General features: G+C 43.5%; 22 protein-coding genes and 1 other RNA gene. 12 read left to right on the forward strand and 11 right to left on the reverse strand.

Annotated elements, in window-relative coordinates:
• The first annotated feature begins 116 nt into the window (after positions 1 to 116).
• Together ACY8DX_RS05685 and spoVIF are read left to right on the forward strand one after the other, a co-directional pair.
• Positions 117 to 293, forward strand: coding sequence for a YjcZ family sporulation protein (locus ACY8DX_RS05685; protein WP_462406896.1), 177 nt, complete (start codon positions 117 to 119; stop codon positions 291 to 293).
• Between the two features lie 159 nt (positions 294 to 452).
• The gene (spoVIF, locus tag ACY8DX_RS05690) at positions 453 to 707 is read left to right on the forward strand and encodes a sporulation-specific transcription regulator SpoVIF (RefSeq protein ID WP_049671737.1); all 255 of its coding nucleotides are present in this window, start codon (positions 453 to 455) and stop codon (positions 705 to 707) included.
• 81 nt (positions 708 to 788) lie between these two features.
• On the opposite strand, the gene ACY8DX_RS05695 is transcribed toward spoVIF, so the two are convergent.
• Entirely contained in the window at positions 789 to 3101 is a 2313-nt protein-coding gene (locus tag ACY8DX_RS05695; RefSeq protein WP_462406343.1) for a UvrD-helicase domain-containing protein, read from the reverse strand.
• 143 nt (positions 3102 to 3244) lie between these two features.
• Here ACY8DX_RS05695 and ACY8DX_RS05700 point away from each other — a divergent pair, with 143 nt between their 5' ends.
• The gene (locus ACY8DX_RS05700; protein WP_462406344.1) at positions 3245 to 3541 is read left to right on the forward strand and encodes a hypothetical protein; all 297 of its coding nucleotides are present in this window, start codon (positions 3245 to 3247) and stop codon (positions 3539 to 3541) included.
• 101 nt (positions 3542 to 3642) lie between these two features.
• Here the strand turns inward: ACY8DX_RS05700 and ACY8DX_RS05705 are convergent, their stop codons facing one another.
• The 3 genes from ACY8DX_RS05705 to ACY8DX_RS05715 form a co-directional block, all read right to left on the reverse strand.
• On the reverse strand, positions 3643 to 4068 hold the full coding sequence (locus ACY8DX_RS05705) for a GNAT family N-acetyltransferase (protein WP_462406345.1): 426 nt from the start codon (positions 4066 to 4068) through the stop codon (positions 3643 to 3645).
• Between the two features lie 3 nt (positions 4069 to 4071).
• Complete coding sequence (locus ACY8DX_RS05710) at positions 4072 to 4590, reverse strand: 2'-5' RNA ligase family protein (RefSeq protein WP_049671734.1); 519 nt, start codon at positions 4588 to 4590, stop codon at positions 4072 to 4074.
• A 74-nt stretch (positions 4591 to 4664) separates the two neighbouring features.
• Positions 4665 to 5396 (reverse strand): alpha/beta hydrolase, encoded by a 732-nt coding sequence (locus ACY8DX_RS05715; protein WP_462406346.1) that lies wholly within the window; start codon positions 5394 to 5396, stop codon positions 4665 to 4667.
• 135 nt (positions 5397 to 5531) lie between these two features.
• Between ACY8DX_RS05715 and ACY8DX_RS05720 the strand changes: the two genes are divergently transcribed.
• The 4 genes from ACY8DX_RS05720 to ACY8DX_RS05735 all read left to right on the forward strand — a co-directional run bounded on the left by ACY8DX_RS05720 (position 5532) and on the right by ACY8DX_RS05735 (position 8019).
• Positions 5532 to 6092, forward strand: coding sequence for a phosphatidylglycerophosphatase A family protein (locus ACY8DX_RS05720; protein WP_049671732.1), 561 nt, complete (start codon positions 5532 to 5534; stop codon positions 6090 to 6092).
• A 128-nt stretch (positions 6093 to 6220) separates the two neighbouring features.
• The gene (locus ACY8DX_RS05725; protein WP_049671731.1) at positions 6221 to 6706 is read left to right on the forward strand and encodes a spore coat protein; all 486 of its coding nucleotides are present in this window, start codon (positions 6221 to 6223) and stop codon (positions 6704 to 6706) included.
• Positions 6707 to 6789: 83 nt separating this feature from the next.
• Positions 6790 to 7467, forward strand: coding sequence for an SOS response-associated peptidase (locus ACY8DX_RS05730; RefSeq protein WP_462406347.1), 678 nt, complete (start codon positions 6790 to 6792; stop codon positions 7465 to 7467).
• 60 nt (positions 7468 to 7527) lie between these two features.
• Positions 7528 to 8019, forward strand: a complete 492-nt coding sequence (locus tag ACY8DX_RS05735) for a DUF2798 domain-containing protein (RefSeq protein WP_462406348.1) — start codon at positions 7528 to 7530, stop codon at positions 8017 to 8019.
• Between the two features lie 19 nt (positions 8020 to 8038).
• On the opposite strand, the gene ACY8DX_RS05740 is transcribed toward ACY8DX_RS05735, so the two are convergent.
• On the reverse strand, positions 8039 to 8785 hold the full coding sequence (locus ACY8DX_RS05740; RefSeq protein WP_462406349.1) for a YqcI/YcgG family protein: 747 nt from the start codon (positions 8783 to 8785) through the stop codon (positions 8039 to 8041).
• A gap of 135 nt (positions 8786 to 8920) precedes the next feature.
• On the opposite strand from ACY8DX_RS05740, the gene ACY8DX_RS05745 reads away from it, so the two are divergent.
• The 3 genes from ACY8DX_RS05745 to ACY8DX_RS05755 are packed head-to-tail and all read left to right on the forward strand — an operon-like array spanning position 8921 to position 11628.
• The gene (locus ACY8DX_RS05745) at positions 8921 to 9820 is read left to right on the forward strand and encodes an ATP-grasp domain-containing protein (protein WP_049671728.1); all 900 of its coding nucleotides are present in this window, start codon (positions 8921 to 8923) and stop codon (positions 9818 to 9820) included.
• Complete coding sequence (locus ACY8DX_RS05750) at positions 9817 to 10671, forward strand: ATP-grasp domain-containing protein (RefSeq protein ID WP_462406350.1); 855 nt, start codon at positions 9817 to 9819, stop codon at positions 10669 to 10671. The genes ACY8DX_RS05745 and ACY8DX_RS05750 overlap by 4 nt, the downstream gene beginning before the upstream one ends.
• A 42-nt stretch (positions 10672 to 10713) precedes the next feature.
• Positions 10714 to 11628 (forward strand): TIGR01777 family oxidoreductase, encoded by a 915-nt coding sequence (locus ACY8DX_RS05755; protein ID WP_462406351.1) that lies wholly within the window; start codon positions 10714 to 10716, stop codon positions 11626 to 11628.
• Between the two features lie 28 nt (positions 11629 to 11656).
• On the opposite strand, the gene ACY8DX_RS05760 is transcribed toward ACY8DX_RS05755, so the two are convergent.
• A complete protein-coding gene (locus ACY8DX_RS05760; protein ID WP_462406352.1) occupies positions 11657 to 11836 on the reverse strand; it encodes a hypothetical protein in 180 nt (59 codons plus the stop codon).
• A 268-nt stretch (positions 11837 to 12104) separates the two neighbouring features.
• On the opposite strand from ACY8DX_RS05760, the gene ssrS reads away from it, so the two are divergent.
• A non-coding RNA gene (gene ssrS / locus ACY8DX_RS05765) (6S RNA) lies at positions 12105 to 12300 on the forward strand.
• 198 nt (positions 12301 to 12498) lie between these two features.
• Here ssrS and queF read toward each other — a convergent pair.
• The 5 genes from queF to ACY8DX_RS05790 all read right to left on the reverse strand — a co-directional run bounded on the left by queF (position 12499) and on the right by ACY8DX_RS05790 (position 15522).
• Positions 12499 to 13002, reverse strand: a complete 504-nt coding sequence (gene queF, locus ACY8DX_RS05770; protein ID WP_049671723.1) for a preQ(1) synthase — start codon at positions 13000 to 13002, stop codon at positions 12499 to 12501.
• A complete protein-coding gene (queC, locus tag ACY8DX_RS05775; protein WP_197089988.1) occupies positions 12999 to 13664 on the reverse strand; it encodes a 7-cyano-7-deazaguanine synthase QueC in 666 nt (221 codons plus the stop codon). The genes queF and queC overlap by 4 nt, the downstream gene beginning before the upstream one ends.
• 21 nt (positions 13665 to 13685) lie before the next feature.
• Positions 13686 to 14354, reverse strand: coding sequence for a putative 7-carboxy-7-deazaguanine synthase QueE (gene queE / locus ACY8DX_RS05780; protein ID WP_462406353.1), 669 nt, complete (start codon positions 14352 to 14354; stop codon positions 13686 to 13688).
• On the reverse strand, positions 14342 to 14785 hold the full coding sequence (locus ACY8DX_RS05785) for a 6-pyruvoyl trahydropterin synthase family protein (RefSeq protein WP_462406354.1): 444 nt from the start codon (positions 14783 to 14785) through the stop codon (positions 14342 to 14344). The genes queE and ACY8DX_RS05785 overlap by 13 nt, the downstream gene beginning before the upstream one ends.
• Positions 14786 to 15027: 242 nt before the next feature.
• Positions 15028 to 15522, reverse strand: a complete 495-nt coding sequence (locus ACY8DX_RS05790) for a hypothetical protein (protein ID WP_049671720.1) — start codon at positions 15520 to 15522, stop codon at positions 15028 to 15030.
• Positions 15523 to 15685: 163 nt separating this feature from the next.
• On the opposite strand from ACY8DX_RS05790, the gene ACY8DX_RS05795 reads away from it, so the two are divergent.
• Positions 15686 to 16354: an NAD(P)-dependent oxidoreductase gene (locus tag ACY8DX_RS05795; protein ID WP_462406355.1), complete on the forward strand. Its 669-nt coding sequence runs from the start codon at positions 15686 to 15688 to the stop codon at positions 16352 to 16354.
• Positions 16355 to 16379: the final 25 nt, after the last annotated feature.

A 16379-nucleotide genomic window follows, 5' to 3' on the forward strand; every position in this document is an offset into this window, starting at 1 on the left:
CAAGGGTGAGACAAGGGCAAATTAAAATAGGTATTTGAAGCTGTAATTTAGCCCAGACAGGGAGACCGCTTTTCTCATATGTTATGAGTGTACTAAGCGAAAGCGAGGTGACTTACATGTTTGGATGTTACGGCTACGGCGGCGGCGGCTACGGCGGCGGCGGCTACGGCGGCAGCTGCGGCGGCGGTTATGGCTACGGCGGTGGAGGCTACGGTGGCGGATTAGGTTCTACTTTCGTGCTAATCGTTGTTCTCTTCATTCTGTTGATAATTGTCGGCGCAAGCTTCTGCTAATCTGAATATGGTTGTAAAGAAGAGATCCTGCTGTCTCTTCTTTACTAACAAAGTACAATGGAGGGTTCAGTCCAGCTGGACCCTTTTTGTATATAAATTCTTAAACACATCTTCAAGCTGGGCATCATATGATGGCATTATCGAGAAGGAGGCTGAAAAATGGATAACGGGTTCTTTAAAAACATGGAGAAGAAAACAGGCGTAAATATGAAAGAAATTATGGAATTGGCTAATTCCCTGCAGAATGCAAATTTCAAAGATGAGAAAACGGTCCGTTCCGTTATTAAGAAGGTATCCCAAATTGCTAATAAACCGGTTCCGAAAGAGATGGAGGACCAACTGGTCAATTCAATCATTAAGGACGGGAAATCCCTTGATTTTAATACAATCTCTAAAATGATGAACAAAAAATAAAAAGGGAAGGAGCCCCTTGCCCGCATGATGGAAACGGCCGCCGTTCTCCCGAATAAATCCGGGATACATAGGGACCCTTCCTTATTTTGCGGTCATGGCGGCTCCTTTTTTCAAGCTGTTTAAGAAACGGGAAGGTTTGGCTGATTTGCCGCGCCTTTTTGATGAAATGGACATATAAAGCTCAGAGCATGCACGGGTCACGGCTACATATAGAAGGCGTCTTTCCTCCTCAATAGGCTTTCGGTCTCCGTCACGCCAAGCTTCCAGCGCATAGTCATGAGGCATGCAGCCTTCCACGCATCCTAAGAGGTATACATATTTATACTCCAGCCCTTTGGAGCGGTGAATCGTGCCAAGCTGTATGGCGAATGGCTCATCCTTGGAACGTTTCTTGACCTCCTTAGACATCGCGACCATATGGGTAGCATGATCGACAAAGTCCTGCACAGATGTGAATTTGCTTGCGGCTACTTTCACATCCTTGATTTCATCAGATCCTTTATCCATCTTATTGCCCTCATTGCCGCGTTTTTTTAAATAGTTTTGGAAGCCGAGCTCTTTCTCGATTATTTCAATCGCGACATCTGGGCGCATCTCTTTCAATGTGCGGATAACGGATACAGCCTTCTCGATGGTTTTCTTTTGGAACGGCTTTAATCCGCCAATATGGGCTAAAGCGTCAAGCAAGGTGCAATCATTCAAGATGGATAGGGCCTTTGCATCCTGGGCTGCTGTTTTTCGCAAATAAAGGGGCGGGAGTAAGTCATTTAACATACTAGGGTCATCGGGATTCAGGCTTGCCTTCAGGAAGGCGAGAATGCCCTTGACGGCCCGGCGGTTATAAAATGAATCATAATCAGCATCTACTCTGAAAGGGAGGCTTGAGACAGCTAGGCGTTCAAAAATGGCTCGGCTCATCACATTTGTTCTATAAAGAATCGCAAAATCATTTGGCGAGGCACCATTTCGAATCTTTTCCATGATATCCGTCATAATCATCACACTTTCCATCTCCTCATCATGTGGATAAAACAGGACAGGAGCCGGTGATTGATCATGAAGAGCCCTCATTTTCTTTGGTGTGCGGACATGGTTTTGAGCAATGATTTGATTAGCGGTCTGGACGATCTTATGACCTGAACGGTAATTAGCGGCAAGATAAACCGTTTCAAGATCAGGGAAGTCAAGTGATAAATTCAACAGGAAGGATGAATCACTTCCGCGGAATGAATAGATGGCCTGATCATCATCACCTACGAAGCAGATGTGTTCGGCTCTGTCCGTCAGCAATCGCATAATTTCATATTGCACTCTATTAATATCCTGAAACTCATCCAAAAGAAAATAGCGGAAACGGTTTTGATAGGCTTTCAGAAGAGCTTGGTCAGATTTCAGAAGCGTATAGCAGCCAGTCTGCATATCATCAAAATCAAATTTATCGTGTGTTTCTTTATATTGCTCATATTTCTTGTAAAGCTCTAAAGCAGAGTGTTCGAAATCACCTTCTGGCCGGACATCGCTCGGCAGGTACAGGTCATTCTTCCATTTGCCAATTTGCTGTATGCAGGCATCAAACGCAAATTCCCGTTCATCAATTCCAAGCTCAGAAGCTGCCATCTTAAGAATATATTCTTTTTCTCCATCAAATTTAATTAGTTTTGCAGAGTTCCATTTATGCGGATCATGGTGCATGAGAATCCGATAAAAAATCGCGTGAAACGTACCGGTATACAGCGACTGCAGCATGGAAGGATTCATGCCTGGCATCTTTTTAAGTCGTTCCTTCATCTCAAGGGCAGCCTTAGAGGTGAAGGTGACAAGCATGACGGACTTAGGATTGACCTCCTTCTCAAGCAGAAGATAGGCGGTGCGGGAAGTGAGCACCCTAGTCTTACCGCTTCCGGCGCCGGCAAGGACCAGCAGATGGCTGGCATCGGTTGTTACGGCTTTAGATTGCTCCTCATCGAGCGGCCAGCCATGTTCCTTCAGCATCTCTACAAAGGGATGGGAGCTAGCGAGATGGCTGGCTGCCAACTGAACGAATGGAGGCAGGTTTTTAATGTGAAAGGATGGCTGCCAATCGTGATTCCGATCTGATTCAACAGCTGTGATGGAACGAGACTGAGGCAGTCGGAATCCTCCGTACTCGACACTTTCCTCTGTTGCAGGTACATCACCGCTTTTTGCTTTTGGCTTTTCAGGACAAGGAGGGACTGACAGGTCTTTATGAATAAAGTGGGGATTATCATGAATCCCCAAATAGAAAATAACTGCTTGATGGCATGAGGGACAATGCAATTCACCGTTCTTACCGGCCTCATGAACACGTGTATAAGCCTCTTTCGGCCAATCTTCCAATGTAATATATTCATTCTTCCAATAAGCTGTTTTCATTATCAGATTCCTCATTTATATCTTTTTTTGCCTTTGACAGACAAATATAATCTTAACAAAACGTAAGGTAGATTACAAAGAGGGATGACGGTTTCTTCTAGATAGAAAAGGGGTATGTTAATAGATGGGAAGAGGTGATACCGATGAGCTATATCATGCCATTCACGCAGTTTGAGTATGTTCAATATACGAATAGAACGGTATCTGCAGAGAGTATGAGGAAGAATGGCATCACCGGCTTAAAGGCTGTCCAGCCGATTCTTTTTCTTCGCAGGAATGAAAACGGAGTAACCCATACTGAAGAGAACAAAGAAGACCTGATTTACCCGATGCCTGGCTTAAATACAGGCAGCAGAAGCCACCGTATTCCTGAAGCATTAGTCAACCAGACGATGAGTGATCTTACCGGTGTTGGGAAGTTTATTAATTTGAGCATCTAATACTAAAAGCCTCTTGAGAAGATAAGAGGCTTTTTCTTGTGGAAAGAAAAACGAGAGACAATCTCCCGCCTGCTGGCAAGGGAGACAATCTCTCGTTGTCGTTACAGCCGTTTTTTCATTGTTCGATGAGGGATTCCGGCATCAAGAAATTCCTCAGATATAATGCCATAGCCAAGTGATTTGTAAAAAGGAATTGCCTGTACCTGCGCATTAAGCTTCGTAATCTCCAGTCCTTGTGAAAGGGCATGCTGCTCAATGGCTTCCATTAAGGAGCGCCCAACACCGGTTGAACGGGCTTGTGGCAAGACACAAATGCGTTCAACCTTCCCGTAGTTATCAACAATACGGAAGCGACCGGCTCCAATCGGTTCATCATTCTCATTCATGACGAGAAAATGAGTGGATTCCTCCTCAAGATGATCGATTTCTTCCTCAACAGGCACCTTTTGTTCATCGACAAAAACAATCTTTCGTACTTGATAAGCCTGTTGTAATTCTTCTTCGTTCGTGACGATCTTGATGTCCATCAATTACTGGTCCTTTCCAAGTAAGAATGTTTCATATACTGTCCATGTCCCATTTTCCAGCTGATAAAGAAGGTGGAAGCGATCAACGGTTTCTTCATGTTCAAATTTCATTAAGCTCAACTGGCCGAGTACATCATGCATTTCCTTATCAGAAAGGTCTTGGCCAATCGTTAAATGCGGAACAAATGTATAAGGCTTATCCGTGCCAAGCTCTTCCGTGTGAAGGGCTTCATGAAGATTGAACAGTTCCGGATTCGGGTCAATCTTTAAGTAAATGACGTTATTGATTGGTTGAAAGGTACTTACCTTTAAGACCTTTAAGGTAAAGGGCTCATGCTTGGTTGAAACTTCTTTTAGTATAGTTGAAATTCGTTTGATGTCTTCTTCTTCGGTGGATGAAAAGGTTGACTTGAGCGTTACATGCGGCGGAATGAATTTGTAGTGTGCATCGTAGCGTTTTCGATATGAATTAGCTAGGTCCTGCAGCTTTTTTGAAGGAAAAATGGCAATGCCAAAGTTCATGATTGTACCTCCCCGAATGGTTAATGATAAGGTGATTATATTATAGCAAAAGTTTAAAACATTCACTATTCAGGTTAATTCCCGAATAGCCATAACAGTGTTCGTTCCATATCTGCCTGCCAAGAGCGCCAAGTGTGATCGCCGCCGTCTATTTCCTCAAAGAAAGAGGGGAATCCTTGACTTTCAATAAGCAGGTTCAATTCCCGGTTAGGGGTTAGAAAATCAATGAACTCCTGCCTGGTCGTTTGAACCGCTGTTTCCTTATTGCCAATCACATGGTAAATATGCATGAGATGCGGATAAGAAAACTGTTCGACAGCCTCTAGAACGCTCTCGTTGACGAGAGGCGAATGGAGGGCAGCCTTTCCGAAGGTGTGCGGGTAATCAAGGGCGGTCATTAAAGAAACGGTTGCTCCGAGGGAGTCACCGATAAGCGCCCGGCTCATGCCAATATGATAGGTTGGATACTCCTCCTCTAGGTATGGCAGGAGCTCGCGGGCAAGAAACCGCTTATAGGCTTCAAATTTATCACCGCCAGGGTAGTATTTATCCCAACGGTCTTCGCTGTTACGATAAGGAATACCCACTATGATAATATTTTCGATTTTCCCCTCCTCTAGTAAACGGTCTGCTACTCTCCCAATCTTGCCCATTTGGAAATAATCCTTCCCGTCCTGTGCGATGAGAAGGGAATACTTATAGAGCGGAGAAAATGACGCAGGGAGATAGAGGAGTAAAGGGACCTCTTCCTGCAAAGCCTCGCTGTGAAACATCTTATCGATGATGGTGCCTGTTTGTCTGGACATTTATTTCACCTCATGTAATCGTATACATGTCTATTCTAGCATAAGATGGTAAATTTAATATATTTGAGATTTCAAAATGCTCTGAACCTTATAAATGGTATAATTAGAGAAAGCAAGTAAAGGAGTTATGAAGAGATGAAAAAAGAGCATGTACACAGTAAAACCGTCACGAAAGCCGCAAAGCAGGCTTTGCATAAACGTGGTGTCAGTATTGATTCTATTGCTAAAATTGTTTATCAAATGCAATTACCCTATAACGATAATTTAACGATGGAAGATTGTATATACAGTATCGAACGTGTTCTCATGAAGAGGGAGATTCAGCATGCCATTTTAGTGGGAGTGGAACTGGATATGCTTGCGGAGAAAAAGATGCTGTCTGAGCCTTTACAGTCTATAGTGGAATCGGATGAGCCGTTATTTGGCGTTGATGAAACCATCGCCTTTGGAGCAACCCTTAGTTACGGCAGCATTGGGGTGACGACATTTGGTCATCTCGACAAAAATAAAATAGGAATTATCCGCTATTTAGATACGAAGAAAGAAGGGAGCGGCGTTAACACATTCCTTGATGATTTGGTGGCAGCCATTGCTGCTAGCGCTGCATCGCGATTAGCTCATCGTGAACGTGACATAGAGGAATCCTTGACAGAAAAAGAAATAAAAGATATCGATCATGAAGAGTTGATAGGCTGAAGTGAAGAGGTACTTGCCGTACTATCCGGCAGGTGTCTCTTTTTTTATAGCGGGAGTATGGCAAGTGACAAGCCGCCATTTCATATGCTGTAGGGGAAACTTACACCCCCCGAGAGGAAGTGGATCAAATGAGCAATGGCTCACTGGCTTATCATGAGGCACTTGAGCTCCATGAATTAGTCGCAATGGAATCGAATATGCTAATGACGTTGAAGAAGGAAGTCGGCAATGTACCTTGTCAAGAATTAAAGAATCTTTATACTGCCACGATAAAGGTGATGCAGCGCTATTTAAAGGATTTGCTCGCCTTCTTTCCAAAGGCACCAACAAGAGAGGATGCCGAAGAGCGTGCCCAATTGGATAAGGGATATTATGCAGGAAGTATCTTGATTCAGGTCAAGACGCTAATCCGCTCATATGCCATTGCCATTACGGAAACAGCAACACCGGTATTGAGAAGAACCTTGGTGAATCAGCTGAATGGATTGATTGACCTGCATGCGCAAATCTTTCATTATATGAGCAAGAAAGGGTTGTATCATGCATTTGATATGCAGAAGCTGATTGATTCAGATATCAAGAACGCCAATAAGGCGATTGATATGAAGTACTAGTGAAAAGCTCCTGATGAGGGGCTTTTTCGCTTGTTTGGGAATCAACGTTCTCCCTGCTATAATGGGGGTAAAGAGGTGATTGTATGTGCGGGAGATTTACCTTATTTTCGACGTATGAAACAATCATTGAACGATTTGCGATTGCAGCAGGAGCAATCGATGAGGCAGACTTTGAGAAGAGCTATAATATTGCCCCTTCCCAGCAGGTGCTTGCCGTTATCAATGATGGCTCACAAAATTGGCTGGGCTATTTGCGGTGGGGATTTATTCCTTCCTGGGCAAAGGATGAACGGATTGGCTATAAAATGATTAATGCCCGTGCGGAGAGCTTGAGTGAAAAAAGGAGTTTCCGGAATGCGTATCAAAATCGCCGCTGCCTCATTGTTTCGGATGCCTTTTATGAGTGGAAAAGGACGGAGGAAGGGAAAACTCCCTATTGTATTACGCTGAAATCCAATGAGCCATTCGGATTTGCGGGACTATGGGAGACGTGGAAATCGCCGGATGGGAGTTCAGTCCATTCCTGTACCATCATTACAACTGATGCAAATGAAGCAGTTTCTTTCGTGCATGACCGTATGCCTGTCATTTTAAAGCAAGAGGCTGAACAGCTGTGGTTAAATCCGAGCGTTCATGATACAGCCATCTTGGACAAGGTGTTAACTCCGTACAATACGGATGAGATGGAAATCTTTGAGGTATCAAAAGAGGTAAACTCGCCGAGGAATAATTCATCCAAGCTGATTGAACGGATAGGCTGATCATCTTAGCTCATCCCTACTATACTTAGAACGATTGCAAGAAAAGAAAGGATGAGAGCCTTGCCTGCAGCAAAGAGAGAAGGCCTCTTTTTTGGCACAATGATGTGCTTTGGAATGGTACTTGTTATGACATTTTATAATATGTGGCTTAATGGGGTCTTAACGACTGTTACGTTTATGGAGCTATTATTAAGCTTCGCGGCTGGGTTTGTCATTGCCCTGTCACTTGATTTATTTGTCGTTGGTCCGCTTGCCAGAAAGGCTGCGTCAAAGGTATTTCCGACTAAAACGAAAAAAATTCACATGGTATTGAAAATGTCTGCATTTATGGTGTTTGGGATGGCGGCCACTATGTCTGTCTATGGGCTGATTACCGTTCATCTGCACGCAGGCACTGCCGGGGTATCTTGGCTAAGCGCGTATTTGTCCATCTTTTTAAAGAATTTCATTGCAGCCTTCCCATTACAATGGCTGATTATGGGGCCAATTGTTAGGTATTTGTTTGTGAAATTCATTAAAGAAGACACTTTGTCGGCATTAGAGGCAGAATGAATAGAAAAGACCGTCAACTTTATGGAGTTGACGGTCTTTTTTTGACTAATCGGCCGCTCATTGGACATTTCCCTATGGCCGGTTGATTGTCATCCGTTATCATGTACTGTTTCCATTCCCGCTTTTCTTCGTCATCATAAGCACCTAAATCGGGATGGATGGGCATTCCTTCAATTGCTTCTACTTTACGGCGAATGGCATCAATGGCTCGTTTTCCTTGGGGAGTCTCATAGGTGATATCCTGAAAAATTCTCCTTGGCTGAAAAATCAGCACAAGGCATGGACCGACATTCCTGGTTGTGTGCTTTTCGTAGATTGGCGCATTCGCGGAAATGAAAATCGGTTCACCCCCGAAGGAAAATTCCCATAATGGGTCATCTGGGTTGAGCGGAATGTTCTCTGGCCAAGGGAGTGGATCCTGTTCATGCAGGAAAGAAAGAACTTCCCAGAAATAATCATGGTAATCATCAAAGCTATTCCAGGTCTGACCTGGTTTCACAAAAAGAACGAGGGCATGGCGTTTTTCGGGGTGATTCCTAGAGAGTGTAAGAAATTGAATTAATGCCTCTGGCAGATGGGAGAGTTCCTGTTCCTCTGCAAAGCAGTAACGCAGATGATCTGCTTTCTCTGCCTGCACCCCAAAATGACAGGGGAAATGATAATCTGATACGATCTCATGCCATTTCTTGTAAGCTTCCTTGCCCCATGATGGAATGGCTGATTCGTTTGCAATGTCGGTCCGTTTATACATTCGTCTTTCGCTCATGACAGTATACACCTCAAAGCTGATTGTTATGGGTTGATGTTCAAAGCATATGAGCAGGGGAATGGAACGGGAACATGTCTTCATTCATTTGGTATAATGGACAATAATGAAAGCTGTACATAAGGAGTAATACGTATGGGAAAACAAACAGGATGGCTGGTCTATAACGGGGCATTGAATTCAGCCAAATTTAACGAAATTCATGAATGGTATCGGCAGACTGCCAAGAGAAAGAACCTTGCCCTAGAACTTGTGGCAAACCAGGAATTACTGAGTGTAATAGAGAATGGACAGGCTGTCGTTAAATGGGATAAACGGATTCCCTATCCTGATTTCATTCTATTCCTTGATAAGGATATCCGGCTTGCGAGGCAGCTAGAGAGACAAGGGTTCCGGCTATTCAATCGTGCTGATGCGGTTGCGGCCTGTGATGATAAGATTGCTACCTTTCAGAGGCTGGCAGGCAAAGGCATACGTATGCCGAAAACCATTTTTTCTCCGCTGATGTACGAGGGAACGAAAGAAAAGAATACTTCCTTTATTGACTTGGTTGAACAGGAGCTGAGTTATCCAATCATTATTAAAGAGGCTTATGGTTCATTCGGTGAACAAGTATACCTCGTTCGGAATCGAGAAGAATTGGCAGCAAGAAGAAATGAGCTTTTGTATTTGCCCCATTTATATCAAGAATTCATTGAAAGCAGTTTTGGACGGGATTGTAGAATTCATGTGGTTGGCAGCAAGGTGGTTGCGGCGATGATGAGAGTTTCCGAAACAGATTTCCGGGCGAATGTGACCAATGGAGGCGTGATGAGGCCGTTTCAGCCGCCCGCTGATTTTTGTGAGCTGGCGATAGCCGCAAGCGAACAGATTGGGGCAGAATTCTCTGGAGTGGATCTATTATTTGGACAGGAGGGTGAGCCAGTCTTATGTGAGGTCAATTCTAATGCCCATATTAAAAATATTTATGACTGCACAGGAATCGATGTTACTGAGGCCATCTTTGACCATATCATCCAGGCGGTAGGAAAATGATAAAAGGAATCATTCTTTATGAACGTGAGGACTATGAGAAGAATCAATGGTTTGCGAATCGTTTTATTGAGGAGGGGCCGAAGCATGGTCTGGAGCTGCAACTGATTTTGACAGATCAACTTGCTCTTGGTTCTGAGGGGGGCCGTTTATTTATTCAACAAGGAAAGGAAAAATGGGAGAGTGCACCCGATTTTGCCATTAACCGGAGCCGCAACAGCCGCCTTGCCCTGCAGCTTGAATGGATGGGCTGCAAAGTGTTCAATTCATCAGCTGTAACGGATATATGTAATGATAAGGCCAAGACACATCAGCTCATAAACGCACATGGCATTAGGTCTGTTAAGACCCTTTATGGGCTTTCAGACTGGGAAAACCACGGAATGGAATACCCGCTCATAGTGAAGACATTAGCTGGCCATGGCGGAAGTGAGGTGCATAAGGTTGACAATAAAGAGCAATTGACTGAATATGTGGACCAGTATGGGGTTGAACAAATCCTCATTCAGGAAATGTGCCTCAATCCGGGTACTGATATCAGAGCCTTTTGCATGGGCGGGGAGATCGTCGCTTGCGTGAAAAGACAGTCAACAGAAAGCTTTAAGTCGAACTATTCCTTAGGCGGGAGGGCTGACGCCTACTCCTTATCCTCCAAGGAACGAAGGTTGGTCATGAGCATCTTATCCATCATGAAATTTGATTTTGTAGGTATCGATTTCTTAATTGATGAAAAGGGTGAGCTCCTATTTAATGAAATTGAGGATGCTGTAGGAACGAGAACCCTTTATCAAAATTATGATATTGACATTGTACAAAAATATTTAGGTTATTTAAGGAATAATTTGGTAACATAGAGGGTAGGTGTTGAACAAAATCTATTGTGTGAGGCGATGTCGATGTCAAAAAGGGTTGTGTTAGCGGGAGGTACGGGATTCATTGGCCAATATTTCGAGAAAAAATATCGAGAGGAAGGATATGATATTGTCATCATATCCAGGCAAGAGCCCCATATAAATTGGAATGACCGTGAGGGGATATTGGAGGCTGTCGATGGAGCATCCCTTGTCATAAACCTAGCCGGAAAATCCGTAAACTGCCGTTATAATGAAAGGAATAAAAAGGAAATATTGAATTCGCGGATCGACACGACACTGATTATTGGCGAAACGATTGAGAAATGTGAAAACCCGCCTGCGCTTTGGATTAATTCGAGCACAGCAACAATCTACCGTCATGCAGAGGACCGCCCGATGACAGAGGATCATGGGGAAGAGGGCGAAGGATTTTCCGTTAATGTCGGGAAACGTTGGGAGGAAGTGTTCTTCTGCTTCAACCTGCCGTCTACCAGGCAGGCGGCCTTAAGGATTACCATTGCGTTAGGAAAAGACGGAGGAGTGATTCCTGTCTATCAAAACTTGGTGAAATTTGGTTTAGGCGGGAAGCAGGGGTCTGGCGAGCAGATGTTCAGCTGGATTCATATTGAAGATCTCTATCGAATCGTCCGTTTCATTGAAGCAAGGGAGGACATGAACGGGGTATTCAATTGCGGTTCCCCGAATCCGGTTCAGAATAAGGAACTCATGCGCTTATTAAGGCAATCCATGGGCAGGGATTTCGGAATGCCAGCCACTGATTGGATGTTAAAGGCCGGGGCGGTGGTCATTCGAACAGAGCCTGAGCTAATCCTCAAAAGCCGATGGGTGCTGCCAAGCCGTCTGCTTCGAGCAGGGTTCATATTCGCCTATCCAACCTTGAAACTGGCACTTGAAGAAATTAATTCTGAGAACATGAAAAACACCAATACAGCATAGATTGGTGTTGGTTAGAAAGGCTGCAGGATTACTGGCTGCCTTTGCCGTAATGCTCATTGTAAAAATCGATGTAAACTTGCAGCCTCTTGCTGATTTCAGCAGTACGCTCATGATAAAATCCATGCATAAAGATACAATCAGAATGTTTCCGTTTTAAATCAGTAATGCATTCTTTCAATTCCTCAGCAGACATCATTTTTAGTAGCAACTAAAACACTCCAAATAAATAAATTAGAATAATAATAATACTACCATTCTTAATATAAAATGTAAATTTTTGATTATTTTTACACATAAAAGACTAGATTATTTTAGTGCAGAAATAAACATATTACGTTTTGTATTAATATTAATATAACATAAAATCTGGAACGTTTCTCTGATTATACCTACACAAGATAAAAATGGGGCTGAATAACCAAGTATTTGTAAGTTGATGCAGTTGCTAATTGGCGATAAAGGGTGTATTATACTAATACAAGCTGCGTTGTACGTGATGCATAATTAAGTTTTAACCTTTAAGCTGTATTAGGGAGTTTTAAAAATTTATGGAAATGACAAGCCTCTGTCTAGATGACATGGGGGACATGCAGGAACATAATTGCGAACACCCACTTGTTGAAGTGGTGGTTTAAAACTTTCTTATAATGTAACGGCAAAGGCGGCTGTACAAACAACCGTAAACCAATTCCGATGAGGGATTGGTTTTTTTGTGCTTGATTTTTGGAGCGGAGTTGGGGGGCTATGAGACGTTCAATATTCAAACGGTATGGGCGATTCACATAGAAAAACGCTGCCATCATTCTTTGCTCCACTTCATTAAGTACCATGTCTGTTCAAATAAAAAACGGGGACAAAGCCCCGCCAATCTTATCGATTATCAATCTTCTCCGGATACATATCATGATTCATCAGGCGGTGCATAGCCATTTCCTCAAATTTTGTACCAGGCTTACCGTAGTTGCAATACGGGTCGATGCTAATGCCGCCGCGCGGGGTGAATTTGCCCCAGACTTCAATGTACTTGGGATCCATTAGCTTAATAAGATCCTTCATGATGATATTCATACAGTCCTCATGGAAATCGCCATGATTGCGGAAGCTGAAAAGATAGAGCTTCAACGATTTACTTTCAACCATTTTGGGTCCTGGGATGTAGCTGATGTAAATTGTTGCGAAGTCAGGCTGGCCTGTAATCGGGCATAGGCTTGTGAATTCAGGACAATTGAATTTCACCCAGTAGTCATTATCATTATGCTTATTGTCGAAGATCTCTAATATGGATGGATCATACGTATATGGATATTTTGTCCCTTGATTTCCAAGCAAGGTAACGCCATCTAGTTCTGCTGCATCTCTTCCTTCATGATTCATTGTGCATTCACCATTTTCCTTTTTTGATAGATATCTAGTCCGTTTTGTCTCAGCTTACAGGACGGGCATTCACCGCATCCATCACCGATTATGCCGTTGTAGCAGGTTAATGTTTTCGTTCGGATATATTCAAGCTTGCCGAAGGTATCAGCGAGCTCCCACGTTTCTGATTTGTCGAGCCACATTAGGGGTGTATGGACGACAAAGGGGAAGTCCATGGCAAGATTCATCGTGACATTGAGGGACTTGATGAATACATCGCGGCAATCCGGATACCCGCTGAAGTCCGTTTCACAGACACCTGTTACGAGATGGCTGGCTCCTTTTGTTTTTGCCAGGATACCCGCGAAGGTGAGAAACAGCATGTTCCGTCCTTCCACAAAAGTAGAAGGCAGTCCATTTTCATCTTCGGTTATGGCAATATCCTCTCTCGTGAGGGCATTTGGAGCAAGCTGGTTTAATAGGGACATATCTAAAATGTGATGTTCAATCCCAAGCTCGCGGGCGATGTCTGAAGCACATTCCAGCTCTAAATGATGACGCTGTCCATAGTCGAATGTAACGGCAATCACTTCATCGAATTTTTCCAGCGCCCAAAACAGACAGGTCGTTGAATCCTGGCCTCCGCTGAAAACAACAATAGCTTTATTACTCAATTTCATCCACTCCAATCAATTAAATCCTTACACTCCTCGCATATCCTTTGGCCAAATTACCTTATGAACCTGGACTTGCAGCCTGACATCATGCCATTTATGGTCAATCATGAATTCAACAATCCTTTTTGGCTCAGTGGATTCAACAACGGGACTGAGGAAAACCTGGCATTTCTTTGTTAGCTCATGCTCGCTGACGATTCTCCATGTTTCCTGCAGATCCTCTTCAGAGGCGATGACAAATTTATAAACATCCTCTTGTTCGATATGCTTGAAATTAGCTTCCTTCATTGTCATCTGCATCCCGCTGCCAGGTAGCTTGTAGTCAAGAATGTAATAAATATTTGTGCCGTGATATCGTTCCTTATACTTGCCAATATCCATAGCACCGTTTGTTTCAATATGAATTCTTAGTTCCGTATCGGCTGATAGAAGGTCCAATAATAGAAGGATATCCTTCTGCAAAAGGGGTTCCCCGCCAGTCAATGTCACATTGCGGGCACCGCTTTCCTTGATGTATTGATAAATTTCCTCTGCACTTTGTTCCTCATAGGCACATGAGCCGTCCCATGAATACTTCGTGTCACACCAGGTACAGCGAAGATTGCAGCCCTCAAAGCGAATAAAGGCCGCAAGCTCGCCGGATGTTGGACCTTCACCATCAATCGAAATAAATCGTTCAATCACCTTGAACATATGGGACCCTCTGAATATGTACAGCTATTAGTAGGCGTTTCGAAAACCTCAACTTCACAGACTTGTATATTCATTTCTTTCAAGAGCTGATATATATGACGGCTCATTTCCTCTGCTGTCGGGCGATAAGGAACCATGTATAAGTCAAAGTCAGTGGGGCCTTCCTGCAGTTGACGGGCAACTTCCTGACCTTCCGCGTTATCTTCAATCAATAGCTTATGGTCAAATAATTTCTCGATTTCTCTTAAGGCTTGCTTAATTGTCCCGAAATCTTCTACCATGCCCCTAAGCTGTCCCTCTGCATGTAAGCTTTCACTTGCCACCTTGGCGATTACGCGGTAACGGTGGCCATGCAGATTGGCGCATTTTCCGGTATAGCCGCTTAAATAATGGGCTGTGTCAAACTGGATTTCACTCTTTAGGATAAACATTGTTTTCCTCCTCTATATACACAAAAAAAGGATTTGCAGGCTAAACGTTTTTCAGCATGCAAATCCCCTGGAGTGCAAAAAAAGGGCCTAAAAAGGCCCATCTTACACTGTAGTTCATGTGTATATGCCTAGTTTTGTTTAGCGACAGGATGGTCTAACGAACTGTCGTATTTAATTCTTGCTAACTTTAGCACAAAACGTGACATTGCGCAATTATGAAAAGTGAAAAAATACAGATTATTCTAGTTGATTATCTTTAAGGAAAGGCTATTCATACTACGGTAATGAGGAATACATTTATGAGCCGGGGTAATGGTCAACAAAGGGTGATTATGGCTATTCTCCATTGAGAGTGAGATGTTTTTGCCAAGGAGGCGGGCAATCCTTTTCATGAAATTCAGGATGGCTATTAGCCCGTCAACATCTTTAATCTCCCTTGGGCACACATCAAATTCTATTTTATTCAGGTGTATGAAATGGAGGGCAAACCGCGCACCCTCGTAGGTAATATAAAGATAAATATGCTTATTGTATAGTTCTGCAAAAAGTCCATGGATCCTCTGCGGAAGTTTATGAGTTTCTTGTCCATCCACGACAAGGACTGAGCTGGAATTCTGAAGGATAAAATCCCACAGTTGGTTCCAGTCCTCCTTAGAGGTTCTTGTGACAAAAATGTCTCTTAATTTTCCATCATCCTTGAAAAATTGATAGAAAATATCCGTCGCAATGCTAGCCATTTCCTTCAGCTCCCTATTAGATGGTGATGTTCCAGAGATGACAATTTATTTCTCTCTAATCTTTACTTCGGCAGTTTCTTCGCAATATCAAGGGTGAAATGTAGGATGGTTGATAAATAGGGCTATATAAGCACTGTAGAGGACTGACGAATGGAATGGTGATATGATGAATGAGAAGGAAAACGATAAGATGGGGGCAAGGAAGAACGTGAATATCGTAATTATTGGGGCGTCGGGAAAAACAGGGCAATTGGCTGTTCAACAAGCATTAGATGCAGGCCATAACGTAACGGCATTTATGCGCACACCAGAAAAGCTCAAGCTGACTCATGAGCGGCTGACAGTCGTGCAAGGGGACGGAACAGATAGTGAAGCTGTTAATTCTGCCATAAAGGGACAGGAGGCGGTAATCTCCTGTGTAGGATCTAATAGTGGATTGGGAAAGACAACTATTCTGCGTGAAATGGCTGGTACGGTAGCAGAGGCGATGGCGCGTAATGGAGTGGACAGGATTGTTTACATGGCTTCTGCTGGAATTGACAAGGAAATACCAGGCATGATGGGGAAAATGACAATGAAGCTGCTTGGTAATGTCCTTGAAGACCATCGCCACGCAGTCGAGGTTTATAAGTCCTATGATTTCAAATGGACTATTGCTAGACCAATGGGCTTAACGGATAAGCCGCATACAGGGCGTTATGAAGAGACAACTGAAGGTATTCCGAGCGGTAGCCGCAGCATTTCCCGCGCAGATGTCGCAGATTTTCTCGTGCGTGCGGTATCGGATAATCGTTATATCTTCCAGTCTGTCGGACTCGCTTCCAAGGAATAAAAGGGAAAGGTACAAGCTGCTGGCT

It is taken from the genome of Gracilibacillus sp. Marseille-QA3620 (assembly GCF_054950035.1).